The sequence below is a fragment of the Streptomyces sp. NPDC001922 genome, from assembly GCF_042891165.1.
GTDB lineage: Bacteria > Actinomycetota > Actinomycetes > Streptomycetales > Streptomycetaceae > Streptomyces.
This window is the reverse complement of record NZ_JBIASV010000009.1, coordinates 348,124-372,173: the sequence shown is the minus strand read 5'-3', so window position 1 is coordinate 372,173 and position 24,050 is coordinate 348,124. Positions and strand designations below refer to the sequence as shown.

Below are 24,050 nucleotides of genomic sequence, written 5' to 3'. Positions count from 1 at the left end.
AAGCAAATCGCCGGTCAGCGGGCGGAAATCGCGCTCGTTCCGGCGCTCTTCCGGACCGCCGGAGGGCAGTACCTCGGGCGCCGCGGTTCAGTACCGCTGGGCCGGCGCCGCCTGCGGTGCCGACCCGGTCGGTGCCCACTGGGCCGCCGTGTCCGGGACTCCCGGCGGGAGCGGTGTGCCGGAGCCGCTGGGCTGCGCGGTCGTCGGCGCGGAGGTGGGCGTGGAGGGCTGGGGCTCCGGCGTGGGGGAGGCCTGCGACGGCGTCGGCGTGGGGGACGCCGGTGCCGTGGAGCCGCCCGGTGGCCGGGACGGCGTCGGTGGCCGGGTGACCGGGCCCGGCCGCTCCGTCCGCCCGGGCCGGTCGGACCGGCCGTGCCGCGCCGGCTCGCGCCGCGCCCCCGCGTCCCGCCGGGCCCCCGGCCCGGTCCGGTGCTCGCCGCCCTGTGCCCGGCGCTTGCCGTCCGCCGCACCGTGCTCCGCGTGCCCGGCCACCCGGCCGCCGCCGAAGCTGCCGGTCGTCGCCGCCACCCGGCCGTCGGGCTTGGTCGCCTTGCCCCGCTCGGCCGCCTTCCGGGCCGGCTCCGGCTCCTCGGGGTCGCTCACGTTCATGCAGCCGGTGGCCCCGCCGGCGGCGGCCGCGACGGCCAGCGCGGCGGCTGCCGCCCGCACGAGAGAGGGCGGGGCGGCGGGCAGCGGGCGGTCCGGGAGACGGGCGGTGAACAGGCGCATGCGCGGGCACCTCCGGGGTGCGGCGTGGCAGGGACGCTCTGTTCAACTCCCCTTCCCCGGCCCAGGACACGCGGCCCGGCCCAGGACACGCGCCCATGCCCGGCCCCGCGCAGGGCGGCACACCGAGCAGCGCGGCCCCGTCACGCACGCCCCGTCCCGCACGCCCCGTCCCGCACGCCCCGTCCCGCACGCCCCGTCCCGCACGCCACGCCGCGCACTTCCCGCCACGCACTTCCCGCCACGGGGCGACGGCCCGTGGCCCAAGGCGCCGTCCCGTGGCGCCGGGCCATGCGGTGCGGCCGGAGCCGGGTCCGCAGCCGGCACACCATCGCGATCCCGGCCCCGGGCCCGGCCGCGAGGCGAACCGCTCGGCCGGGCAGGCCGGGAGCATCACTCGGCTCGGCAGCCGCTCAGCCCAGCAGCCCCTCCGCGAGCGCCCGCCCGAGAGCGGCGGCGCCCAGCCCCACCACCACCGACCCGACGACGTTCGCCGCGGCCGCGAGCGCATGCCCCCGCTCGCCCAGCCGCAGCGACTCGTAGGAGAACGTCGAGTACGTCGTCAGCGCGCCGCACAGTCCCGTCCCCAGCAGCAGCTGCACCCGTGACGAGGCGGCACCGGCCGCCACCGCGCCCGTCACCGCCCCCAGCACCAGCGAACCGCCCATGTTGACGACGTACGTGCCCCACGGGAACACCGACTCGTGCCGGGCCTGCACCGCCCGGTCCACGAGGTAGCGCAGCGGCGCGCCGACGGCCGCGCCCACGGCCACGAGCAGCCAGTTCACCGGCTCCCGCCCCCGTTCCCGGCGGGGACGCCCGGGGCCGTGCGCCGCCGGACGGCCGCCCGCGTCAGGGCCGCGGCCGCGCCCACGCCGCCGAGCGCCGCGCCCAGCGTTCCGGCCGCGTACCCGGCCGCTGTTACGGCCCGCCCGCGGTCGAGCAGCTCCACGAGGTCCACGGCATAGGCCGAGAACGTGGTGAAGCCGCCCAGCACCCCCGTGCCGAGGAAGGGCCTGACGAGCGGATGTGCCTCCCGGGTCTCCACCACGAGCACCATCAGCACACCGATCAGCGCGCAGCCGACGACGTTGACCCCGAACGTCGTCCACGGGAACGTTCCTGCCGCCACCGGCCAGACCAGGGACGCCCCGTACCGGGCGCAGGCCCCGATGACGCCGCCCGCGGCGACCGCCGCGACCACCGTCCACAGGTGGTGGCCGACGGCTTCGGCGCGGTCCGCGGGAATGTGCAGATCGACATCGGGGTCCACCGGCTCCCGGAGCGGCGCGGAGACGGCGGTCGCACCCGGCGGCCGATGCCGCGGCCCGTCCCGGTGCGCGTGCGCCGACGGCTCCGGCTCTCCGCTCGACGCCTCCGGTGCCGCGCCGGTGCCGGCCCGGTCACCGCCGTACGAGCCGTACGACGGTTCGCCGGTGCCGGCCCGGTCACCGTTGCCGGCCCGGTCACCGTTGCCGGCCCGGTCACCGTTCCCGGCCCGGTCACCGCCGTCGGCCGGTTCGCCCCGCCGCCGGCGCTCCCCGGCCCCCTCCGCGCTCACCCGTAGCCCAGGGCGTGCAGCCGCTCGTCGTCGATGCCGAAGTGGTGGGCGATCTCGTGCACGACCGTCACCTCGGTCTCCGAGACGACCTCCTCACGGCTGGTGCACATCCGCAGTGTGGGCCCCCGGTAGATCGTGATCCGGTCCGGCAGCACGCCCGCGTACCACTCGCCGCGGTCGGTGAGCGGCGTCCCCTCGTACAGCCCGAGCAGCTCCGGGTCGTCCGCCGGCGGCTCGTCCTCGACGAACACCGCGACGTTGTCCATCAGCCGCGTCAGCTCCGGCGGAATCCGGTCCAGCGCCTCGGCGACCAGTTCCTCGAACTCCTCGCGCGTCATCTCCAGCACGCTGCTCATTCTCCGCCACGAAGCCCCGGACCGAGGCGGTCCGGAGCGCCCCGGCCCGGCGAGCCGCCGTCACGGCCCCGCGGAACCGGGCGCCCGGCAGCGCCCGGCACGTCCTCGGCCGCGGCGATCCGCACGCGCCGGCACCCGTCCCGAACACCGTCGGCACGTCATCCGGGCCCGGTCCTCCTCCCCGCCCCGCTCCGTCCGGGCCCGCGCCGGAGCAACGACAGGCCCGGACCGACCGGGGCAGGGCCCGCGGCCGTGCCGGGGCGCCGCCGCCGCGCCGCCGCCGCGCCTCCGGCGCTCCCGTGCCCCCGCATACCGGCCCTGGCGCACGGGCATACGGCCCCAATGGATCGCGAACCCGTACGGTCGCCCCATCCCCTGCGCGCCCTGGGCGCGAGCCCGGCGAGCCCCTGGCGCCGGCTCGCCGGGCCCGGCCGCGAAGTCCCCGTCGCCTCCCTCGCCCCTCAGCCGTCCCCGCTCGCCCGGGCGGCCGGCCTGACCGCGGTCGTGCTCCTCGGGGCGTGGCTGGGGCTGCTGATCGTCGGCAGCGTCCGCACCCCCGTGGGCCCGATGGACACCCGGATGACGCTGCGGCCGTCCTTCACCGGCGGCACCAAGGTGAACGTCTCGCCGCTCGGTTCGCTCGAACTCCGCAGCCACACCGCCCCGATACGGCTCGACGTCGACGTCGACCAGCTCGACCCGGCCCGCTCCCGGGCCCTCGTCGACCATCCCGAGCGGATCTCCGGCCTCCAGGACGAGGTCACCCGCGACGTCACCGCCGGCACCTCCGATCTGGCCCTGCGCTCCTGCGTCGCGGTCGTCTCCGGCGCGACCGCCCTCGGCCTGGCCGTCTACCGGCGGCCGCGGCGGGCGCTGGCCGCGGGCGGGCTGGCGCTGGGCCTGCTCGCGGTGTCCGGCGGCGCGGCGTACGCGACCTGGAATCCGCAGGCGGTGCTGGAGCCGAAGTTCTCCGGCCTGCTGGCCGGCGCGCCCAGCGTGGTCGGCAACGCCCGCAGCATCGTCAGCGACTTCGACGTCTACCAGCGGGAGTTGGCCCGGCTGGTGACCAATGTGACCAAGCTCTACGACGTCACCTCGACCCTCCCCGTCTACCGGCCGGACCCCACGACGGTGCGCGTGCTGCACGTCTCCGACATCCACCTCAACCCGGCGGCCTGGCACATCATCGCGTCGCTGGTCGATCAGTACGAGATCGACGTGATCATCGACTCCGGGGACACGATGGACCACGGCAGCGCGGCGGAGAACGGTTTCCTCGACCCCGTCTCCGGCCTCGGCGCCCCGTACGTCTGGGTGCGCGGCAACCACGACTCCGCCGCCACCCAGAAGTCGATGGCGGGGCGCAAGGGCGTGCGTGTCCTGGACGACAGCAGGCCGGTCCGGGTCGCCGGGCTGCTGATCGCGGGCGTCGGCGACCCGCAGTTCACCCCCGACCGGTCGGTCGTCGCCGCCGGCGACCCGGCCGAGACGCGGGCCGGCCGGGAGCTGGCGTCGGCCCTGCGGCTGCAGAAGGCCGTCGGACGGCCGGTGGACATCGCCGTCGCCCACCATCCCGTCGCCGCGGCGGAGACCGACGGCACGGTGCCGCTGGCGCTGGCCGGGCATGTCCACCAGCGCAGCAACGAGGTGCTGCGGCACGGCACCCGGCTGATGATCCAGGGCACCACGGGCGGCAGCGGGCTGCGCGCGGTGGACGACGCCGAACCGGACCCGGTGCAGGCCTCGGTCCTCTACCTGGACCGGGACACCCGCCGGCTCCAGGCCTGGGACGAGATCACCCTGGGCGGTCTGGGGCTGTCGACGGCCGAGGTCAGCCGCCATCTGCCGGCCGAGAACTCCCCCGGAGCCACCCCCTCGCCCTCGGCTTCGTGAAACCGTTTTGGCGATCGCTCCCCCCATCCCATATGCTTCTCACGTCCCCGAGGCGCCGAGAGGCGCCCAGGTGGGCCATCAGCCCTCATCGTCTAGTGGCCCAGGACGCCGCCCTTTCAAGGCGGTAGCACGGGTTCGAATCCCGTTGGGGGCACGCAACACCCTGTGCGAGACTAGTGCTCGCACGAGCTTGGTCCTGTGGAGCAGTTTGGAGTGCTCGCCACCCTGTCAAGGTGGAGGCCGCGGGTTCAAATCCCGTCAGGACCGCTGCGGCTGGGTAGCTCAGTTGGTACGAGCGTCCGCCTGAAAAGCGGAAGGTCGCCGGTTCGACCCCGGCCCCAGCCACCGCAGCCCATCCGGGCAGATGCCCCCTCCGAAGATCTTCGGAGGGGGCATTTTCATGTCCGCGTTCATGTCCGCGTTCATGTCCGCGACAGCAGACGGCGGCGCCGGGCCGCTCCGCACCACCGACACCCTCCCCGGCCGCCCCGGCCACCCACGGCCCCGCCGCCCGGCATCCAGCACCAGACGCCCGACAAATGGAATTTTGCAGGATTATTCCGATTCCCGACGCCACCCCGTCAAAGAGGCGCCAGAAAAAGTAAATAGCCATTGCATGCATATAGCGGCGCTGGTAGCGTCCTTCTCGTAATGATCAAGACGGGGAATTCGGGGGTCGACTTCGTGACCGTACGAAGCAAAGGGATATCCACGCTTATCGCTTTCGCCATGACCGGCACCATGTTCGGCATTGGCGCACAGACCGCGAATGCGGCTCCGGCGGAGCGCGACGGGGATGCGGCAGTCTCGCGGGCGGCGACTCAGGCGCAGGTCAACGCTGCCGGAGCCGACGAGATCTGCGCGGTTCTCGGGATCGGCAGTGGCGCGGCAGGCCTCTCCAAGGCCCTGGCCAAGGGCGCGTCGTGGGTGGGCATCGGCGCCAGCGTCGGGTGCTACGCCTACACAAAGGCGAAGAACGCCACGCCTGCGGAAAAGCGAGCGGCCATGATGAGGTCGTACAGGAATTACCAGGCGAAGAGTGACCTCGGAAAGCTCGATGCGCTCGGCTACTACTGCCGGAAAAAGGATGGCGGCGGCGGTGGCGGCGGCACCGACATCGCTCCCCTCATCGGGTGGCGGGACATCCGCATGAAGGGCGTTACCTACACGTGCACCAACACCCGGGACTGACGGGTCCCCGCAACCCGCGCCATGGAGAGCGATTCCTGTTCTCCCTGGCGCTGGTCGTGGTGAGCCTGCTGTGGATCACACAGGACATGGCCTCCTGGGCGACGGTCATGTGCGGGGCCGGTGCCGTCGGGGGAGCGCTGGGGGCGCTCTACTTCGGGTGGCGCTACGTGCGCACCCGCGGGGAGGCGTCATGAGGCCTTCTCGGCCGCCCCTGACCGCACCGTCCGCGAACAGCGTCCCGCAGACGGGCACTTGAGCGTCTGCCGGTGCCGCTCCTCACGCGCCACGGGCGGAGCCACTCGGCCCGCCCGCCGGAGAAGCGGAGCACCGCCGGTACGGTCCGGACCGCGGCATCACCGCCACTGAACAGCGAAAGGCCCCGACGGGTTCACCCGTCGGGGCCTTCTGTCACATACGACTTGTCACGCGGACGGCTTGCCACGCGGACGACTTGTCACGCGGACGGCGCCGTGAAGGGCCCGGCCCGGACAGCTGCGCCGCGCCATGGCGCCGTGCCGGTCAGACGTTGGCGCAGATGACGAAGACGCTGATGCCCACGTTGTCCGTGGTGGTCTGCCGGCCCAGTCCGATCCAGCCCCTTCCGTCATCGGTGGGGAAGCTGCCGACGAGGATGGCGCTGTTGCCCCGCGCCTCGGCGCCGCCGCCGAGGGCCTTCTTGCCCGCGGGGCAGTACACCGTGCGCCGCTGGAAGTTCGGGACATTGGCGTTGGGCAGCCTGACCAGCTCGTATCCGGGCACTCCCTGGCCGGCGCGGGAGTCATCGCGGGAAACGGACGCATCGGCACGGTGGGAACCGGTCGCCTGGACGTCGCTGTCCTGTGCTGCCCACCCGGTGCCCGGCGTCAGAGCCATGGCCAGTGCGCCGGCGGCGATGACGAGCCTTCCACGCATGTGTGTCTTCCTTTCGTCGCGGGCCCCTGGGCGGGGCCGGCACCGTGACATGGGTGACCGGACGAAGCGGAAAGTACGTCGCAGGAATAGGTAAGTCCCGCTAATGGCGGAAAGAGGAGAAGCGTACGGGTGCCATGGGATGAGAAGGCCGCGCTTCCCGGCCATCCGGTGACCGCGCGCACGGGAACCGGCCCCAGGACCCTTCGGCCGTGCTCGTCCACCAGGTCCGGTGGCCGCACGCACGGGGGAACCAGCCGCCCGCAGCGGGAGCAGCCGCCCGCCGACGGAGCAGGGCCGTGGCCGCCGGCAGCGGCCGCAGGGCCGCGGCGCCCCCGCCAACACCACCGGACGTTCTCGTGAACGGACGAAATCTCCCGCCCCGCATGCAACCGGCGCCGCGTAATCACTGTCCTCGAATAGCGAGGCACCCTGCGCGATGGGGACCGACCCGGAGGTTTGGAACATGCAGTACACCCGTGCCCGGCGCACCGCTCTCGGCGCGCTCGCCACGCTCGCGCTCGTCCCGCTGTCGGCCTGCGGGTCCGGTGGCGTCCGGGCCGCGGGAGACGCGCAGCCGAACGACGCGACCGCGAAACCGGCCGTCGCGCCTGCCGCGAAGACCGGGGCGGCCGTGCGGTCGGCGGCCGGCGCGAAGTCCTCCGCCGCCGAGTTCCGGAAGCTGGAGCGGAAGTTCGACGCGCGGCTGGGGGTCTACGCCGTCGACACCGGCACCGGGCGCGAGGTGGCCCACCGGGACGGCGAGCGGTTCGCGTACGCCTCCACGTTCAAGGCGCTCGCCGCCGGTGCCGTGCTGCGGAAGTACTCGCCGAGCGGGATGGACCGGGTGATCAAGTACTCCAAGGACGACCTGGTCGACTACTCCCCGGTGACCGAGAAGCACGTCAGGACCGGGATGACCCTGAAGGAACTGTGCGACGCCGCCGTCCGCTACAGCGACAACACCGCGGGAAACCTGCTGTTCGACGCGGTCGGCGGCCCCAAGGGCCTGCAGGCCGCGCTCCGGAAGGCGGGCGACGACGTCACGCGCATGGAGCGCCGCGAGACGGAGCTGAACGACTGGACCCCCGGGGACACCCGTGACACGAGCACGCCCCGGGCGCTGGCCCAGGACCTGCGCGCGTACGTTCTCGGCGGACTCCTGGACAAGGGCGACCGCGCGCAGCTCACGAAGTGGCTGCGGACCAACACCACCGGGGGCGAACTCATCCGGGCCGGAGTGCCCGAGGGCTGGGTGGTCGGCGACAAGACCGGCGCCGGCAGCACCTACGGCGCCCGCAACGACATCGCCGTGGTGTGGCGCCCCGACGGCGCGCCCATCATCGTGGCGATCACCTCGAACCTCCACGCGAAGGACGCCGACTACGACAACGCCCTGATCGCGCAGGCGGCCGAGGTGGTCGCCGACAAGCTGGCGTAGCACCGGGGTGTGCGGCGGTCCGCGGGCTGCCGCACACCGTCGGGACAGCCGGACGCGGCACACCGGGTCCCGCGTTCCGGCCGCCCGTTCCCGTCCAGCTGTCCCTTCCGTTCCGGCCGCCCCGCTCTTCCACCGCGTCGTCGGCGCCAGGTCTTCCCTGCGTCGTCAGGTCGGCTCTTCCACGGCGCCATCGGGTCGGATCTTCTGCTGCTTTGTCGGGGTCGGGCACTCGTTGCGGCGCACGTCCCGATACGATCAACTGCTCCGCGCGGACGCGCGAGTGAGCATGTGGACCCGGGGGGGTTCTTGAAACGCATCACCATGGGCGCTGCCACCGCTGTGGCCGCGCTCGTCAGCGCTCTCGTCGTGCCCGGCACGGCGTACGCGGCAGGCCCGGCCATCGAGGACGTCGGCAGTTCCCTGAAGGACTGGTCCGTCATCGACGTCCGGCTGAATCACAGCGGACCGATCACCGACGTCACCGCCCACGTACGGCCCCAGGGCAGCGACACCGAGGTCGCCACCGTCAAGGGCTTCACCGAGAGCGACCGGGTCGGCCCGGACGAGGGGGTCTGGAGCTCCGCGCCCCTCCGCCTGAAGGAACTGGGCGACTACGCGATCGACGTGGAGGTCACCGACGCCTCCGGAGCGACCACGACGAAGAAGGACGCCGGCACGCTGCACTACGCGAAGCAGCCGGTCTTCTCGTCCTTCCGCGTCACACCGACCGCGCCGACCCTCGACGACCGGACGGTCACCGCGACCGGCGACCTCGTGGTCCGCGACCCGGTCACCCGCGACACCACTCCGCTGCCCGACGCCCCGGTCGAGGTCTCCCTCGACCGGAACGGCGAGGCGACCGCCACCACCGACGCCGCCGGGCACTTCTCCGTCTCCCACGAACTGGAGCAGGGCGGCTGGGCCTCGGCGACGTACCGGGGCGGCCTCGGGTACGCCCACGCGGACTGGATCGCCGTCACCCCGAAGGCCGCGCCGACCCGGATCCTGCTGGACAAGAGCTCCCACCGGGTCGACCTCGGGCAGCAGGTGGACGTCTCCGGGCTGCTGCAGTACCGCAGTGGTTCCGCGTGGAAGCCGCTGCCGGGCGTCAAGCTGGCGCTGGACCGGAAGGACTGCACCGCCTGCGACCCGGTCGAGGCGACGAGCGACCCGTCGGGCCGTTTCACCTTCACCAAGTACGCGACGGAGCGCGCCACCTGGCAGGTCGGATTCCCCGCCGCGCGCAACCCGTGGATCGACCGCACCACCACCGCGGCGGTGACGGTCGACGTCGTGGCCCGGACGGCGTTCGAGGACTTCTCCGCCTCGCTCGACAAGAACGTCGGCCTCGAGATCGCCGGACGTCTGAAGATCACGGGCCGGGACGAGCCGTCCGGACGGGTCCCGGTCCGGATCCAGTACTCGCCGGACGGCCGCGCGGGATGGACGACCCGCAGGACGATCGACGTCTCCTTCGGCTCCCGGTTCACCGAGCAGCTGCCCGGCCACACCGACGGCCACTGGCGGCTGCAGTACGCCGGAACCGCGGACGTCGAGGGCACCACCAGTACGGCCGTCCACGCGAGCCGCACCCTGACGCGGATCAAGGGCGCGGGCGCCTCGCCGGAGCCCGTGCGCAAGGGCCGGAAGCTCACGGTGCAGGGCACCCTGCAGGAGCGGAAGCCGGGCTGGAGGGGCTACGGCGGGCAGAAGGTGCAGGTCCTGTTCCGCCCGCGGGGCACCCAGAGCTGGGACCTGATGGGCACGACGACGACGAAGCCCGACGGCAGCTTCCGCAAGGCCTTCACGGCCCGGCGCGACGGCACCTGGGCGCCGGTCTTCCTCGACACCGACAGCGGACACTTCGTCGCCGGCGGCCACGAGGACTACGTCGACGTGAAGTGACCCGCTCGGCACCACCCGCACAGCGGCTCGGCACCACCCGCACAGCAGCGAGCCCCGCTCCTCGCCCGAGGAGCGGGGCTCTCGCGTCGGAAGCCGGGCCACCGGCGGGCCGGACGGGGCCGCGTCAGCCGCTGCGGCCGGGCCCGGCGGGCTCGGGCTCCGCCGCCTCGCCCTCCGGGGCATGGCCCTTGGTCTTCTCGGGGAAGATCAGGTGCACCCCGCCCCGGATGATCCCCAGACTCATGGCCCCGAGAGCCCAGCGCACCCACCGCATGGTCCCCTCCCAGTCATGGGGAGGGCCGAACACCAGCCAGGACGCAACGGCGACCCCCGCCAGCACCATCACCACTCCGCCGATCCGGCGTAATCCACTCTGCATGGGCCCATCGTTCCACCCGGGATCCCCGCCCCGCCAAGCCTTTCCCGGCCCACGGCGCGCCTCCCCGGCCGGCCCCGCGCGCCGCCCCGCCCGGCCTCCGACGCCCGGCCGGGCCCGGACCGCGGCGGCCCTCCGATACCGGCCCCGCGCGGTCGTTACGGAAATGGCTGGCCGACAGTTTCGGCGGGGTGAGATCCTTGACCAGGTATGCCTACATCCTCGCCTTCCGCCTCCCCCGCGTTCGCCGCTCTGCAGGAGCGGCTGTCCGAGCTGACCCTCCGCGACGAGCGACGGCTCGGCCGCCGTCTCGACGGCGCGCGCCGCATCCGCAAACCGGAGGCCCGGCAGGCCGTCCTCGACGAGATCGCCGCCGAGGCCGACCAGGCCGCGCACCGCGTCGACCGGCGTCGCGCCGCCGTCCCGGCGGTCGACTATCCGGAACAGCTCCCGGTCAGCCAGAAGAAGGACGACATCCTGGAGGCGATCCGCGACCACCAGGTCGTGATCGTCGCGGGCGAGACCGGCTCCGGCAAGACCACCCAGATCCCGAAGATCTGTCTGGAGCTCGGCCGCGGTGTCCGGGGCCTCATCGGCCACACACAGCCCCGCCGGATCGCGGCCCGTACGGTCGCCGAGCGGGTCGCGGAGGAGCTGCGGACCCCGCTCGGGGAGGCCGTGGGCTGGAAGGTCCGCTTCACCGACCAGGTCGGCGGCGACACCCTCGTCAAGCTGATGACGGACGGCATCCTGCTCGCCGAGATCCAGACCGACCGCGAGCTGCGCCAGTACGACACGATCATCATCGACGAGGCCCACGAGCGCAGCCTCAACATCGACTTCATCCTGGGCTACCTCGCCCAGCTGCTCCCCCGCCGCCCCGACCTCAAGGTCGTGATCACCTCGGCGACGATCGACCCGGAGCGCTTCTCCCGGCACTTCGGCGACGCACCGATCGTCGAGGTCAGCGGGCGGACGTACCCGGTCGAGGTGCGGTACCGGCCGCTGCTGGAGGAGGGCGGCGAGGAGGGCGACCGCGACCAGGTCACCGCCATCTGCGACGCGGTGGACGAGCTGCAGTCCGAAGGCCCGGGCGACATCCTGGTCTTCCTCTCCGGCGAGCGGGAGATCCGGGACACCGCCGACGCGCTCAACAAGAAGAACCTCCGGCACACCGAGGTGCTGCCGCTCTACGCCCGGCTGTCCCACGCCGAGCAGCACCGGGTCTTCCAGCGCCACACGGGCCGCCGGATCGTCCTGGCGACCAACGTCGCCGAGACCTCGCTGACCGTCCCCGGCATCCGCTACGTGATCGACCCGGGCGCCGCCCGGATCTCCCGCTACAGCCACCGCACCAAGGTGCAGCGGCTGCCCATCGAGCGGATCTCGCAGGCCAGCGCCAACCAGCGCAAGGGCCGCTGCGGCCGCACCAGCGACGGCGTGTGCATCCGGCTCTACTCCGAGGAGGACTTCCTCGCCCGGCCGGAGTTCACCGACGCCGAGATCCTCCGCACCAACCTGGCCTCCGTCATCCTCCAGATGACCGCGGCCGGCCTGGGCGACATCGAGAAGTTCCCCTTCATCGACCCGCCGGACCGCCGCAACATCAAGGACGGCGTCCAGCTCCTCGAGGAGCTCGGCGCGCTCGACCCGCAGCAGAAGGACCCGAAGAAGCGCCTCACCGACACCGGGCGCAAGCTGTCGCAGCTGCCGGTCGACCCGCGGCTGGCCCGGATGGTGCTGGAGGCCGACCGCAACGGCTGTGTCCGCGAGGTCATGGTCATCACCGCGGCGCTGTCCATCCAGGACCCCCGCGAGCGGCCGTCGGACAAGCAGCAGCAGGCCGACCAGCAGCACGCCCGCTTCAAGGACGAGACCAGCGACTTCCTGGCGTTCCTCAACCTGTGGCGCTACATCCGGGAGCAGCAGAAGGAGCTGTCCTCGTCGGCGTTCCGCCGGATGTGCCGCAACGAGTTCCTGAACTACCTCCGGATACGGGAGTGGCAGGACATCTACACCCAGCTGCGCCAGGTCGCCAAGACGATGGGCGTCCACCTGAACGACGAGGACGCGGCGCCGGAGCGGGTGCACACCTCCCTGCTCGCCGGCCTGCTCTCGCACCTCGGGCTGAAGGACACCGACAAGAACGAGTACCTGGGCGCGCGCAGCGCCAAGTTCGCCGTCTTCCCGGGCTCGGCGCTGTTCAAGAAGCCGCCGCGGTGGATCATGTCGGCGGAACTGGTCGAGACCTCCCGGCTGTGGGCGCGGGTGAACGCCCGGGTCGAGCCCGAGTGGATCGAGCCGCTCGCCCAGCACCTGGTCAAGCGGAACTACAGCGAGCCGCACTGGGAGAAGGACCAGGCGGCGGTGATGGCGTACGAGCGGGTGACGCTGTACGGCGTGCCAATCGTCGCCCAGCGCAAGGTCAACTACGGGCGCATCGACCCCGAGACCAGCCGCGAGCTGTTCATCCGGAACGCCCTGGTGGAGGGCGACTGGCGCACCCACCACCAGTTCTTCCACGACAACCGCAAGCTCCTCGGCGAGGTCGAGGAGCTGGAGCACCGCGCCCGCCGCCGCGACATCCTGGTCGACGACGAGACGCTCTTCGACTTCTACGACCGCAAGCTCCCCGAGCACGTCGTCTCCGGCGCCCACTTCGACTCCTGGTGGAAGCACAAGCGCCGGGAGGAGCCGGAACTGCTCAACTTCGAGCAGTCGATGCTGATCAACGAGAACGCGGAAGCCGTCACCAAGGACGACTACCCGGACTCCTGGCGGCAGGGGAAGCTGAAGTTCCGGGTGACCTACCAGTTCGAGCCGGGCACGGACGCGGACGGCGTGACCGTGCACATTCCGCTCCAGGTGCTCAACCAGGTCACCGCGGAGGGCTTCGACTGGCAGATCCCGGGGCTGCGCGCGGACCTGGTGACCGAGCTGATCCGGTCGCTGCCGAAGCCGATCCGGCGCAACTACGTCCCGGCGCCCGACTTCGCCCGCCGGTTCCTCGACTCGGCGGTGCCGCGCCAGGAGCCGTTGCCGTTCACGCTCGCCCGCGAGCTCCAGCGCATGGTCGGGGTGCCGGTCACGGCGGACGACTTCGACCCCGGCAGGGTCCCCGACCACCTGAAGATCACCTTCCGGGTGATCGACGAGCGCCGCCGCAAGCTCGCCGAGGACAAGGACCTGGAGGGGCTGCAGCTGAAGCTGAAGCCCCGGACCCGGGCGGCGATCACCAAGGCCTTCGAAAAGGCCGCGGACGCCGCCCCGGGCAGCCCGGGCCCGGAGCAGCGCACCGGCCTGACCCGGTGGACGATCGGCGCCCTGCCACGGACCTTCGAGACCCGGCGGGCCGGCCATCCGGTGAAGGCGTACCCGGCGCTGGTCGACGAGGGGTCGACGGTCGCGGTGCGGCTCTTCGACACCGAGGCGGAGCAGACCGAGGCGATGTGGCGCGGCACCCGGCGCCTGATCCTGCTCAACATCCCGTCCAACCCGGCCAAGTTCGCCCAGGGCAAGCTGAGCAACCAGGCGAAGCTGGCGCTGTCCCGCTCGCCGCACGGCAGCGTGCCGGCGCTCTTCGACGACTGCGTGACCGCGGCGGCCGACCGGCTGATCGCGGCCCGTGGGGGCCCGGCCTGGGACGAGGAGGGCTTCCGCAAGCTCTTCGACGCGGTGCGCGCCGACCTGGTGGACGCCACGCTGGACACCGTCCGCGGGGTCCAGGAGGTGCTGGCGGCCTGGCACTCCTGCGAGGGCCGGCTGAAGGCCACGAAGTCCCCGGTGCTCCTGCCGTCGCTCACCGACATCAAGGAGCAGCTGGCGGGGCTCATCAGGCCGGGCTTCGTGACCGATCACGGCGCCCGCCGCCTGCCCGACCTGCTGCGCTACCTGGTGGCCGCCGACCGGCGCCTCCAGCAGCTCCCCACCAACGCCGAGCGGGACCGGACCCGGATGGCGAAGGTGAAGGAGATGCAGGACGAGTACGCCTGGCTCCTGGAGCAGTTCCCCGCGGGGAAGCCGGTGCCGCAGCAGGCCCGGGAGATCCGCTGGATGATCGAGGAGCTGCGGGTCAGCTACTTCGCGCACGCGCTGGGCACGGCGTACCCGGTGTCGGACAAGCGGATCGTGAAGGCGGTCGACGCGGCGGTTCCGGGGGCCTGAGAGCCGGGCCGGAACGCCGCCGGGGGCGGCGGTTCCCGGCTCCGGGCACCTCGCGCGGGCGCGAGTTCGACCGCACCCCCTGACCTGCTGTAGAGTCTCGTATCGCAGCGAAGAGAGATCGCCGCTGCGACACCTGGTCCTGTGGAGCAGTTTGGAGTGCTCGCCACCCTGTCAAGGTGGAGGCCGCGGGTTCAAATCCCGTCAGGACCGCAGCAGTAAGGCCCGGATCCCCAGGATCCGGGCCTTCTTCGCGTTCCCGCCTCCTTGACTGCGGCCCGGACCCCGAGTACCCAGGCAAGTAGGGGAACGGGAGCCCGGGAGGTGCCGCACATGAGGACACCGGTCCGACATGAGACGAAGGCACTGCTGCGGGCGCACCTGGCCGCCGCCTCCGGCTACCGCCATCTGACCCGGCACTGCCCGATCTGCCACCGGCTGCTGCGGCTGGCGATGGAGCCCGCGGAGCGCGGCGCGGACCCGAGCCCGGAGGCATCGCGGGACCGGGAGGGACCGGGCGAGGCACCGGGCCCGCAGTCGACGAAGGACCGGCGCTCCCCGGACGGGACGGCCCGCCCGGCGTCCGCGCCCGTACCGTCCGAAACACCCGCGGAGTCGGGCCCGTCCGAAACGCGCGCCGAGTCCGGCACGTCCGACACGCCCGCCGGCACCGTCCCGCACGACGGCACCGCCGCGGCTCCCGGTGCCGCTCCCGACGCCACGACGGCGCGAACCTCTCAGGAGGCCGCCTCGCGACCTCACGGCAACTCCGGCGCCGATCAGCACCCCGAGGCCGCGCCAACCCCTCAGAACGCCACCTGTGACCGCGTCACCCCTCAAGGGGCCCCGGGGCGCGATGAATCCGGAAGCACTCCCACCGCTTGACCGGCCCGCCCTCGACCGGCATCCACACGCCCCTCACCCGGCGTGTCCACTACCGCAGGGTTACCCAGCAGTACAAGCTTGAGGCCGTGTGACGGGAGTCACCGACGAACTTTGAAAAAGGGGGGAACTTAACCCCTCCCTACAACGGCTCAATTTAATATGTGCAATTGCACTCTCAGGAGCGGCGCTTCGCCGGCATCCCCCGGAGGGCCCCCGGGGAGCCCGGCCGGAGCCATTCGCTCCGCACCGGCCACCCGTTCGCCCGGCCCCCGACGGCGGCCCGTCGGCCAGGAACCCGCCGTCCAGGGGCCGTTGGACCACCGGACGGGTGCGGACACAAAAAGATCGCGCTGGACCCGGCGGAGTCCAGCGCGATCAACGACGCACCCTCGATGCCGAGGGAAGGAACCTGTTGGGGCAGGCGCCCGTCGTGTGGAGCTGAGGTGGGCAACAGCCGGGTTGGGGGCCCCGAATTGCCCGGTTATGCGGTTGTTCAGGCTTCGCTGCGCTGCTGCGGAATGCCCGCGAGCAGCGCCCGGACCTCCGCTTCGCGGTAGCGCCGGTGTCCACCGAGCGTACGGATGGACGTGAGCTTGCCAGCCTTGGCCCAGCGCGTGACCGTCTTCGGGTCCACGCGGAACATCGTGGCAACCTCAGCCGGGGTCAGCAGCGGCTCGGCATCAGGGGTGCGAGCGGTCATGAGCGGCCTCCTCGGGAGAACCGAACCATCACGGTTCTTTCCTCTAAATTCTGCACCTTGACCCACGTTGCCCGAAATGGCGCACGCAGGCCGAGTCGGTTATAGGACGAACGGCTTGTCCTCGGCACTACAACTACACCATCCGTCCAGCCGGGTCGGCCAAACCGATGGAATTGCCCTCTGAGGTGTTCAACCTCGGCGGATGCCGATGGACCATGCCATAGCGGACAGTCACGCAGCCGTGACGATCAGTCACAGCGTGACCAGAGGCCACGAGACCCACCAAGCAGTGCAATACCGATCTTTCCGCCCTTAGTTGGACGGAAGGAGCCCTTCCTGGACTCCTTGTCCTATTTTGACACGAGGGTAGTGGTTGAGGGCAAGGCCCGGCTTAGTGCCGTCCATCACCCTTGCCACGTTGGCCCGGATCAGGACTTAAGTCCCTTGCCTCGTCCCAACCCTCCGCATGCGGCCCGCGGAGACGCTCCCTCAGCTCGCGAACTGGCGCTCGCGCACTCCGCGCCACCGGTCCGTGAGCCGCTCGTACGCCTCGCCGGCCCGCGTGCCGTCTCCGTCACGCAGCGCCTTCAGCCCCTCGGCCACATCGGCGGCCGAATGGTCCTCGGTGAGCAGGTCCTCGGGAAGAGCATGCACCAGCCCTCCGTAGTCGAGCTCCACGAGCGACCGCGGATGGAACTCCTCGAGCCACTTCCCGACGTCCTCCAGGCCGTCGATCAGCGTCCCCTCGTCCAGGGCGTCGCGCAGCACCTTCAGTCCGCGGGCCACCCGCCGGCGGGCCTGGACCATCGGGGTGCGGTAGCGCAGCACCGGGCCCTCTCCGCCCCTGAGGTACTCGCGCTCCTTGTCCGCGAAGAGCACGAACCACCGGACCGGGACATGCCAGGTCGCCGAGCGGATCCAGGGGCGGGCGTCGGGGTTGCGCTCCAGCCAGCGCTCGTAGTCCGCCTCGGCCTGCCGGCGCACCACCGGCGGCAGCACGGCGTCCAGCACGGGCGTCGGCAGGGTCTCCGCCAGCTCCTCCAGGGCCAGCCAGCCGCGCAGCCGGGTGCGCCAGGGACAGACACAGGTCACGCCGTCCACGACCGCCACGAAGGCGTCGCTGCTCTCGTGCACCGGGACGGGCACCGGCGGCACCGGCAGCAAATCCGCCAGGGAACGGCGGAGTTCGTCCTGCGCCGTCGGCAGCTCCTCCCGGGCCGCATAGCGGTACCAGTGCGAGCGCTCGGGTTCGGGGAAGGCGGCCAGCGGCTCGTACACCCGCAGATACGCCGCGTACGGAACGACCACCGATGACGCCGGACTCACGCGCCTACTCCTCCGCTGCCGCCGCGAGTTGCCACCTGACAGTCCTGATCGTCCCACGTGCGGGCGCCCCCGGGGCGCTCCGGGGCGGCCCGGTGCACCGGCGCCGACCGCCGAATGCCGGAGCCCCGGACCCCCGATCGGGGCACCTCGGTGCCCCGGAGGCCGCACAGGATCTACCCTGACCCCAGCCGGCCCTCCCCACCCACAGGAGGGCGTCCCATCACGCTTCGGGAGTCACCACCGTGACCGACGTACCCCCGCCAGCCGACGATCTCGGCGTGCTGTCCACCCTCTTCCGCTCCGAGCAGGGCGGACACGAGCAGGTCGTCCTCTGCCAGGACCGCGAGACCGGCCTGCGGGCCGTCATCGCCCTCCACTCGACCGCCCTGGGCCCGGCCCTCGGCGGCACCCGCTTCCATGCCTACGCCTCCGACGCCGAGGCCGTCATGGACGCCCTCAATCTCGCCCGTGGCATGTCGTACAAGAACGCCCTGGCAGGGCTGGACCACGGCGGCGGCAAGGCCGTGATCATCGGTGACCCGGACACCCTCAAGAGCGAGGAGCTGCTGCTCGCCTACGGGCGCTTCGTGGCCTCGCTCGGCGGCCGGTACGTCACCGCCTGTGACGTCGGCACCTATGTCGCGGACATGGACGTCGTCGCCCGCACGTGCCAGTGGACCACCGGCCGCTCCCCGGCCAACGGCGGCGCCGGCGACTCCTCCGTCCTGACCGCCTTCGGCGTCTTCCAGGGCATGCGCGCCAGCGCCCAGCACCTGTGGGGCGACCCGACGCTGCGCGGCCGCCGGGTCGGCATCGCGGGCGTCGGCAAGGTCGGCCACCACCTCGTCGAGCACCTGCTGGAGGACGGCGCCCAGGTCGTGGTGACCGATGTGCGCGCCGAGTCCGTGGACCGCATCCGGGCCAAGCACCCGGAGGTCGTCGCGGTGCAGGACACCGACGCACTGATCCGGGACGACCTGGACGTGTACGCTCCGTGCGCGCTCGGCGGCGCGCTCAGCGACGAGAGCGTCCCGGTGCTCACCGCGCGGATCGTCTGCGGCGCGGCCAACAACCAGCTGGCCCACCCGGGCGTCGAGAAGGACCTCTCCGACCGCGGCATCCTCTACGCCCCGGACTACGTCGTGAACGCCGGCGGGGTGATCCAGGTCGCGGACGAGCTGCACGGCTTCGACTTCGACCGGGCCAAGGCCAAGGCGACGAAGATCTTCGACACCACTCTGGCGATCTTCGACCGGGCCAAGGCCGACGGCATCCCGCCGGCCGCCGCCGCGGACCGTCTCGCCGAGCAGCGCATGGCCGAATCCCGCGCCCGTACCGCGCGCTGACGCCCGGCGCAGGGGCCGGTCCCGGGCGCCGTTCACGCACCGTTCACCCCACTGTGGGCCGGTCCCCCGCCTCCGGGCGGACGGGCCGGCCCGCGGCGGGGCCGGCGGACACCCGGCAGCGGCCTCCGGGCCCCGGGTCCGCCGCTGACGAGACGGAACTCACCTCACCTCGGCGGGTCGATCCCGGCCGACCGGTAAAATCGCGACTGACCAGCGGGGACGGGGCTCCCCGTGGGTCCTGCGACGTGGCGCGTCCTGCGGACGACGTACCGTACGGCCACGGAAGCAGGTACCGTTGAAGCCCTACGGACCGGTCTCTCCCAGGGGAGTCCGCTCCGAATCATGAACGCGTGTCAAGACTCTGGGGCCGTCGAGCCCCGTCGTTGAGGGGGTCGAGCCATGGGGCGCGGCCGGGCCAAGGCCAAGCAGACGAAGGTCGCCCGCCAGCTGAAGTACAACAGCGGTGGGACTGATCTCTCACGCCTGGCTCAGGAGCTGGGCGCATCGACTTCGAGCCAGCCGCCGAATGGCGAGCCGTTCGAGGACGATGAGCTGGACGACGACCCGTACGCACAGTACGCGGATCGCTACAACGACGAGGACGAGGACGACGAGCAGTCGTCCGACCAGTCCGCCTATCGTCGGCGCGCTTGACGCTGCCTGCTGCGGTTCCGGCCGCGGCGCGCACGCAGCGAGGCCGCCCACTGCACGACCGCTGAGCCGGTCCGGGGCACGATCCCGGGCCGGCCCATTGTCGTGTCCGGACCCGGTGCCGGTGACCGGTCCGGGCATGCACACCGCCCCGGACCGTGGGCCGGGACGGCGCTCCGCGCAGGCCCCGCAGCCGGAGCCCGGCCTGTCGGGGCGCTCCGCGGTCCCCGGCCCTGTGCACGGCCCGGCTCCTCAGCCTGCGTAGTCGCCGGTGAGAGACACGGCCTCGGCCCCGTCCGCGCGCTCGGTGACCCGGCCGGCGACCCAGGCGTCCACACCGCGGTCCGCCAGCGTGGCCAGCGCCACGTCGACCGACTCCTGCGGAACGACGGCGATCATTCCGACGCCCATGTTGAGCGTCTTCTCCAGCTCGGGCCGCGCCACCTGTCCGGCCGCGCCGACCACGTCGAAGACGGGGCCGGGGGTCCAGGTGGAGCGGTCGACCGTGGCGTGCAGGTGGTCGGGGACGACCCGGGCCAGGTTGTTGGCGAGCCCGCCGCCGGTGATGTGCGAGAACGCGTGCACCTCGGTCGTGCGGGTGAGCGCCAGGCAGTCCAGCGAGTAGATCTTGGTGGGCTCCAGCAGCTCCTCGCCGAGGCTGCGGCCGAACTCCGCGACCTCCCGGTCCAGGGACCAGCCGGCCCGGTCGAAGACCACGTGCCGGACCAGCGAGTACCCGTTCGAGTGAAGGCCGGAGGACGCCATGGCGATCACCGCGTCGCCGCTGCGGATGCGCTCCGCGCCGAGCAGCCGGTCGGCCTCGACCACACCGGTGCCGGCGCCGGCGACATCGAACTCGTCCGGGCCCAGCAGGCCGGGGTGCTCCGCGGTCTCGCCGCCGACCAGCGCGCAGCCGGCCAGCACACAGCCCTCGGCGATGCCCTTGACGATCTGGGCGACCCGCTCCGGGTAGACCTTGCCGACGCAGATGTAGTCGGTCATGAACAGCGGCTCGGCGCCGCAGACGACCAGGTCGTCGACGACCATGCCGACCAGGTCGTGGCCGATGCTGTCGTAGACCCCCATCTGCCGGGCGATGTCGACCTTCGTGCCGACGCCGTCGGTGGCGGACGCCAGCAGCGGACGCTCGTAGCGCTTGAGGGCGGAGGCGTCGAAGAGGCCGGCGAAGCCGCCGAGGCCGCCGAGGGCCTCCGGGCGGGTGGCCTTCTTCACCCACTCCTTCATCAGCTCGACGGCGCGGTCGCCCGCGTCGATGTCCACGCCCGCGGCTGCGTAGCTGGCACCAGTGGTCTCAGACATGGCCTTGAGATCTTTCGTGTCGTTGATGGCGGGCTACGGGCGGCGCAGCGCGTCGGCGGCGCCGATACCGGCCGTCAGTGTCCCGACCCCGTCCACATCGCTGCGCGGCGCGGCGGGCTGCGCGGGCTCGGTGGTGGATGCCTCCAGGAGGTGCTTGCCCAGCAGCTCCGGGTCGGGCAGGTCCATCGGGTACTCGCCGTCGAAGCAGGCGCGGCAGAGGTTCGGCTTGGCGATGGTGGTCGCCTCGGTCATGCCGTCGATGGAGATGTACGCCAGCGAGTCCGCGCCCAGGGACTTGCCGATCTCCTCGACCGACAGCCCGTTGGCGATCAGCTCGGCCCGGGTGGCGAAGTCGATGCCGAAGAAGCACGGCCACTTGATCGGAGGCGAGGAGATCCGGATGTGGACCTCGGCTGCCCCGGCCTCGCGGAGCATCCGCACCAGCGCGCGCTGGGTGTTGCCGCGGACGATCGAGTCGTCGACGACCACCAGGCGCTTGCCGCGGATGACTTCCTTGAGCGGGTTGAGCTTGAGCCGGATGCCGAGCTGGCGGATGGTCTGGCTCGGCTGGATGAACGTCCGGCCCACGTAGGAGTTCTTGACCAGGCCCGAGCCGTAGGGGATGCCGCTGGCCTCGGCGTACCCGACGGCGGCCGGGGTGCCGGACTCCGGGGTCGCTATGACCAGGTCGGCGTCGGCGGGCGCCTCGGCGGCCAGCTTGCGGCCCATCTCGACGCGGGAGAGGTAGACGTTGCGGCCCGCGATGTCGGTGTCGGGGCGGGCCAGGTAGACGTACTCGAAGACGCAGCCCTTGGGGCGGGCCTCGGCGAACCGGCTGGCGCGCAGCCCGTCCTCGTCGATGGCGACCATCTCGCCGGGCTCGATCTCCCGGATGAAGGAGGCGCCGACGATGTCGAGGGCGGCGGTCTCGCTCGCCACGACCCAGCCGCGCTCCAGCCGGCCCAGGACGAGCGGGCGGATGCCCTGCGGGTCACGGGCGGCGTAGAGGGTGTGGTCGTCCATGAAGACGAGCGAGAAGGCGCCCTGGACGTGCGGCAGCACCAGCGGGGCGGCCTGCTCGACGGTCAGCGGCTTGCCGTCCTCGTCGACCTGGCCCGCGAGGAGGGCGGTGACCAGGTCGGTGTCGTTGGTCGCGGCGACCTGGGTGGCGCGGCCGTTCTCGCGCGGCAGTGCGGCGACCATCTCGGCGAGTTCGGCGGTGTTGACCAGGTTGCCGTTGTGACCGAGGGCGATGGAGCCGTGCGCGGTCGCGCGGAAGGTCGGCTGCGCGTTCTCCCAGACCGAGGCACCGGTGGTGGAGTACCGGGCATGGCCCACCGCGATGTGGCCCTGGAGGGAGCCCAGGGAGGTCTCGTCGAAGACCTGGGAGACCAGACCCATGTCCTTGAAGACGAGGATCTGGGAGCCGTTGCTCACCGCGATGCCCGCGGACTCCTGTCCCCGGTGCTGCAGCGCATACAGCCCGAAATAGGTGAGCTTGGCGACCTCTTCTCCCGGAGCCCAGACCCCGAAGACGCCGCAAGCGTCCTGAGGGCCCTTCTCGCCGGGGAGGAGATCGTGGTTGAGTCGTCCGTCACCACGTGGCACGACACCGAGTCTAGGCCAGGTCGCGGATTCATCCGAACCACGTACACCGGCGGAGCCCTCCCGGAAGATCATCCGGGCGTCCGCGGGACGGTCCGGGTGCCGGAACACCGGCGTCCTGCCTGGCCGGAAGGGGGTGCGGGGCGGCGGGGGCGGAGCCCGATGACGTCTACGTCACACTTCCCGGCAGGGCTTCCGGCGGCGGGCCCGGGCGGCCGGGGGAAGGGCGGACGGTGATGTTCCGGTGGCTGGAAGCGGGTGCCGCCCCACGTGCGGGTGTCATGCCATGAGCGGCAGGTGACCGCTCAGGTCCGCGCGCTCCCCGCCGGCGGTGACCGCCCCCGCCTCCACCGCCGCGCCCCACCCGGTCCGGCCGGTCGCCAGCCGGATCCAGGTCAGCGGGTCGGTCTCCACGACGTTCGGCGGGGTGCCGCGGGTGTGCCGCGGGCCCTCGACGCACTGCACCACCGCGAACGGCGGGATCCGCACCTCCACCGCGCCGCCGGGCGCCCGGGCCGCCAGCGCGTCGGCGAGCAGCCGCGTCACGGCGGCGAGCGCCCGGCGGTCCGTCGGGATCTCCGTGCCGAGCGCGTCCGCCAGGTCGTCGCCGTGCACCACGAGTTCCACACACCGGGTGACCAGGTAGTCGCCCAGCAGCATCCCGCCGGAGGGGACGGCGAGCAGCCGGTCGTCCGGGGCCTCCGGGAGGAGCCGCTCCAGCCGGTCCGCGGCGGCCGCCAGCAGCTCCTCCGGCCGGCCGGCCGGGGCCGCGGCGCGGGTGCTGCGGTCGACGTGCCCGGCGAACCCCGCGGTCACGAACGGCCAGTCGGTGAGCGTCACTTCCCGGTCGGGCGGCGCGGGCAGTTCCAGCAGGGTCCCGACGCTGTCCACGGCGCGGGCGAGGTGGACGAGGAGGTGGCGCACGGTCCAGTCGCCGAGCCGGGTGGGGCGTGCGAGCTGTTCGTCGGTGAGCCCCGCCGCGGCGTCCCGCACCTGCCGCAGCTGCGCGGTGACGGCAGCTCTCACCTTCGCGGAGTCGTAGGTCCGGGTCCGGGGTCGGCGCGTACGGGGCGGCATGACGGCGAGCCTATGCGGTGCGCGGGCCGGACCGCCCCGGGACCCGTGGACACCCCTCCGGCCCGGGCCGATGATGGAAAGACGGGAATATCGGGAGAGAAAGGTGTGAATCATCATGGCTGAGCACCCGGACTGTGCCCTGGTGCGCCGGGGCTACGAAGCCTTCAGCAACGGCGACATGGACACGCTGTCCGCGCTGATGACATCGGACGTCACCCACCACGTGCCGGGTGACCACATGCTCTCGGGGCACCACAAGGGCCGCGAGGCCGTTCTGCAGATGTACCGCCGCATCGCCGAGGAGACCAACGGCACGTTCCGGGTCGAACTCGAGCACCTCTTCGCCGACGGGCGTGGGCACGTCATGTCCGTCCACCGGAGCTACGCGGACCGCAAGGACCGCGGCGTCGAAATGCCCGGCGGACTCATCTTCACCATCGTCGGCGGGAAGATCACCGACCTCGACGAGTGCGTCGAGGACCTCGACGTCGAGAACGACTTCTGGCGCTGAGCGGCGGGATCCGTCCGGCGGACGGGCGCGGACGGCGTCCGGCGGCCCGCCCGGAGCCTCCCCGCAGCAGGCGCAGCGGAACGCGCTCGGTCACCGTACGGAACGCGCGT

21 protein-coding genes and 4 tRNA genes are annotated in these 24,050 nt (G+C 72.4%); 14 read left to right on the top strand and 11 right to left on the bottom strand.

Features of this window, described 5'->3' with window-relative positions:
- Window positions 1-87: 87 nt before the first annotated feature.
- From ACFYYR_RS19290 to ACFYYR_RS19275, 4 genes are all read right to left on the bottom strand, one after another.
- Window positions 88-729, bottom strand: coding sequence for a hypothetical protein (locus ACFYYR_RS19290; protein WP_388854394.1), 642 nt, complete (start codon window positions 727-729; stop codon window positions 88-90).
- A 410-nt stretch (window positions 730-1,139) separates the two neighbouring features.
- Entirely contained in the window at window positions 1,140-1,514 is a 375-nt protein-coding gene (gene crcB, locus ACFYYR_RS19285) for a fluoride efflux transporter CrcB (RefSeq protein WP_388854391.1), read from the bottom strand.
- Complete coding sequence (locus ACFYYR_RS19280; RefSeq protein WP_388854519.1) at window positions 1,511-1,999, bottom strand: fluoride efflux transporter FluC; 489 nt, start codon at window positions 1,997-1,999, stop codon at window positions 1,511-1,513. Before ACFYYR_RS19280 ends, crcB begins: the two co-directional genes overlap by 4 nt.
- A 284-nt stretch (window positions 2,000-2,283) precedes the next feature.
- A complete protein-coding gene (locus ACFYYR_RS19275; RefSeq protein ID WP_351515456.1) occupies window positions 2,284-2,634 on the bottom strand; it encodes a metallopeptidase family protein in 351 nt (116 codons plus the stop codon).
- A 351-nt stretch (window positions 2,635-2,985) separates the two neighbouring features.
- On the opposite strand from ACFYYR_RS19275, the gene ACFYYR_RS19270 reads away from it, so the two are divergent.
- The 6 genes from ACFYYR_RS19270 (at window position 2,986) to ACFYYR_RS19245 (ending at window position 5,921) form a co-directional block, all read left to right on the top strand.
- Window positions 2,986-4,536, top strand: a complete 1,551-nt coding sequence (locus tag ACFYYR_RS19270) for a metallophosphoesterase (RefSeq protein WP_388854386.1) — start codon at window positions 2,986-2,988, stop codon at window positions 4,534-4,536.
- A gap of 81 nt (window positions 4,537-4,617) precedes the next feature.
- Window positions 4,618-4,690: transfer RNA gene (locus ACFYYR_RS19265), tRNA-Glu, on the top strand.
- Between the two features lie 38 nt (window positions 4,691-4,728).
- Window positions 4,729-4,803: transfer RNA gene (locus ACFYYR_RS19260), tRNA-Asp, on the top strand.
- Between the two features lie 4 nt (window positions 4,804-4,807).
- Window positions 4,808-4,881: transfer RNA gene (locus ACFYYR_RS19255), tRNA-Phe, on the top strand.
- A gap of 384 nt (window positions 4,882-5,265) precedes the next feature.
- On the top strand, window positions 5,266-5,727 hold the full coding sequence (locus tag ACFYYR_RS19250; RefSeq protein ID WP_388854383.1) for a hypothetical protein: 462 nt from the start codon (window positions 5,266-5,268) through the stop codon (window positions 5,725-5,727).
- Entirely contained in the window at window positions 5,706-5,921 is a 216-nt protein-coding gene (locus ACFYYR_RS19245; RefSeq protein WP_388854380.1) for a hypothetical protein, read from the top strand. The genes ACFYYR_RS19250 and ACFYYR_RS19245 overlap by 22 nt, the downstream gene beginning before the upstream one ends.
- A 325-nt stretch (window positions 5,922-6,246) precedes the next feature.
- Here the strand turns inward: ACFYYR_RS19245 and ACFYYR_RS19240 are convergent, their stop codons facing one another.
- The gene (locus tag ACFYYR_RS19240) at window positions 6,247-6,639 is read right to left on the bottom strand and encodes a hypothetical protein (RefSeq protein WP_388854377.1); all 393 of its coding nucleotides are present in this window, start codon (window positions 6,637-6,639) and stop codon (window positions 6,247-6,249) included.
- 463 nt (window positions 6,640-7,102) lie between these two features.
- Between ACFYYR_RS19240 and bla the strand changes: the two genes are divergently transcribed.
- Window positions 7,103-8,077 carry a class A beta-lactamase gene (gene bla, locus ACFYYR_RS19235; protein WP_388854373.1) on the top strand — a complete coding sequence of 325 codons (975 nt, stop codon included), beginning with the start codon at window positions 7,103-7,105 and terminating at the stop codon, window positions 8,075-8,077.
- Between the two features lie 321 nt (window positions 8,078-8,398).
- The gene (locus ACFYYR_RS19230; RefSeq protein WP_388854369.1) at window positions 8,399-9,982 is read left to right on the top strand and encodes a hypothetical protein; all 1,584 of its coding nucleotides are present in this window, start codon (window positions 8,399-8,401) and stop codon (window positions 9,980-9,982) included.
- A 124-nt stretch (window positions 9,983-10,106) separates the two neighbouring features.
- Here ACFYYR_RS19230 and ACFYYR_RS19225 read toward each other — a convergent pair whose 3' ends face one another.
- Window positions 10,107-10,361, bottom strand: a complete 255-nt coding sequence (locus ACFYYR_RS19225) for a hypothetical protein (protein ID WP_388854366.1) — start codon at window positions 10,359-10,361, stop codon at window positions 10,107-10,109.
- A gap of 207 nt (window positions 10,362-10,568) precedes the next feature.
- Between ACFYYR_RS19225 and hrpA the strand changes: the two genes are divergently transcribed.
- From hrpA to ACFYYR_RS19210, 3 genes are all read left to right on the top strand, one after another.
- Entirely contained in the window at window positions 10,569-14,522 is a 3,954-nt protein-coding gene (gene hrpA / locus ACFYYR_RS19220) for an ATP-dependent RNA helicase HrpA (protein WP_388854363.1), read from the top strand.
- A 135-nt stretch (window positions 14,523-14,657) separates the two neighbouring features.
- A tRNA-Asp gene (locus tag ACFYYR_RS19215) sits at window positions 14,658-14,732 on the top strand.
- Between the two features lie 120 nt (window positions 14,733-14,852).
- Window positions 14,853-15,404 carry a DUF6274 family protein gene (locus ACFYYR_RS19210; RefSeq protein ID WP_388854360.1) on the top strand — a complete coding sequence of 184 codons (552 nt, stop codon included), beginning with the start codon at window positions 14,853-14,855 and terminating at the stop codon, window positions 15,402-15,404.
- 493 nt (window positions 15,405-15,897) lie between these two features.
- Here ACFYYR_RS19210 and bldC read toward each other — a convergent pair whose 3' ends face one another.
- Together bldC and ACFYYR_RS19200 are read right to left on the bottom strand one after the other, a co-directional pair.
- The gene (bldC, locus tag ACFYYR_RS19205) at window positions 15,898-16,104 is read right to left on the bottom strand and encodes a developmental transcriptional regulator BldC (RefSeq protein WP_003949541.1); all 207 of its coding nucleotides are present in this window, start codon (window positions 16,102-16,104) and stop codon (window positions 15,898-15,900) included.
- Window positions 16,105-16,593: 489 nt separating this feature from the next.
- Window positions 16,594-17,430 carry a hypothetical protein gene (locus ACFYYR_RS19200; RefSeq protein WP_388854357.1) on the bottom strand — a complete coding sequence of 279 codons (837 nt, stop codon included), beginning with the start codon at window positions 17,428-17,430 and terminating at the stop codon, window positions 16,594-16,596.
- A 242-nt stretch (window positions 17,431-17,672) separates the two neighbouring features.
- On the opposite strand from ACFYYR_RS19200, the gene ACFYYR_RS19195 reads away from it, so the two are divergent.
- Window positions 17,673-18,776 (top strand): Leu/Phe/Val dehydrogenase, encoded by a 1,104-nt coding sequence (locus ACFYYR_RS19195; protein ID WP_388854353.1) that lies wholly within the window; start codon window positions 17,673-17,675, stop codon window positions 18,774-18,776.
- Window positions 18,777-19,175: 399 nt separating this feature from the next.
- Window positions 19,176-19,430: a DUF3073 domain-containing protein gene (locus tag ACFYYR_RS19190; RefSeq protein ID WP_388854350.1), complete on the top strand. Its 255-nt coding sequence runs from the start codon at window positions 19,176-19,178 to the stop codon at window positions 19,428-19,430.
- Between the two features lie 249 nt (window positions 19,431-19,679).
- On the opposite strand, the gene purM is transcribed toward ACFYYR_RS19190, so the two are convergent.
- The 3 genes from purM to ACFYYR_RS19175 all read right to left on the bottom strand — a co-directional run bounded on the left by purM (window position 19,680) and on the right by ACFYYR_RS19175 (window position 23,429).
- Window positions 19,680-20,747, bottom strand: coding sequence for a phosphoribosylformylglycinamidine cyclo-ligase (gene purM / locus ACFYYR_RS19185; protein ID WP_388854347.1), 1,068 nt, complete (start codon window positions 20,745-20,747; stop codon window positions 19,680-19,682).
- Window positions 20,748-20,780: 33 nt separating this feature from the next.
- On the bottom strand, window positions 20,781-22,355 hold the full coding sequence (purF, locus tag ACFYYR_RS19180; RefSeq protein ID WP_388854344.1) for an amidophosphoribosyltransferase: 1,575 nt from the start codon (window positions 22,353-22,355) through the stop codon (window positions 20,781-20,783).
- 276 nt (window positions 22,356-22,631) lie between these two features.
- The gene (locus ACFYYR_RS19175; protein ID WP_388854341.1) at window positions 22,632-23,429 is read right to left on the bottom strand and encodes a sterol carrier family protein; all 798 of its coding nucleotides are present in this window, start codon (window positions 23,427-23,429) and stop codon (window positions 22,632-22,634) included.
- Window positions 23,430-23,544: 115 nt separating this feature from the next.
- Here ACFYYR_RS19175 and ACFYYR_RS19170 point away from each other — a divergent pair, with 115 nt between their 5' ends.
- Entirely contained in the window at window positions 23,545-23,940 is a 396-nt protein-coding gene (locus ACFYYR_RS19170; RefSeq protein WP_388854338.1) for a nuclear transport factor 2 family protein, read from the top strand.
- Window positions 23,941-24,050 lie beyond the last annotated feature (110 nt).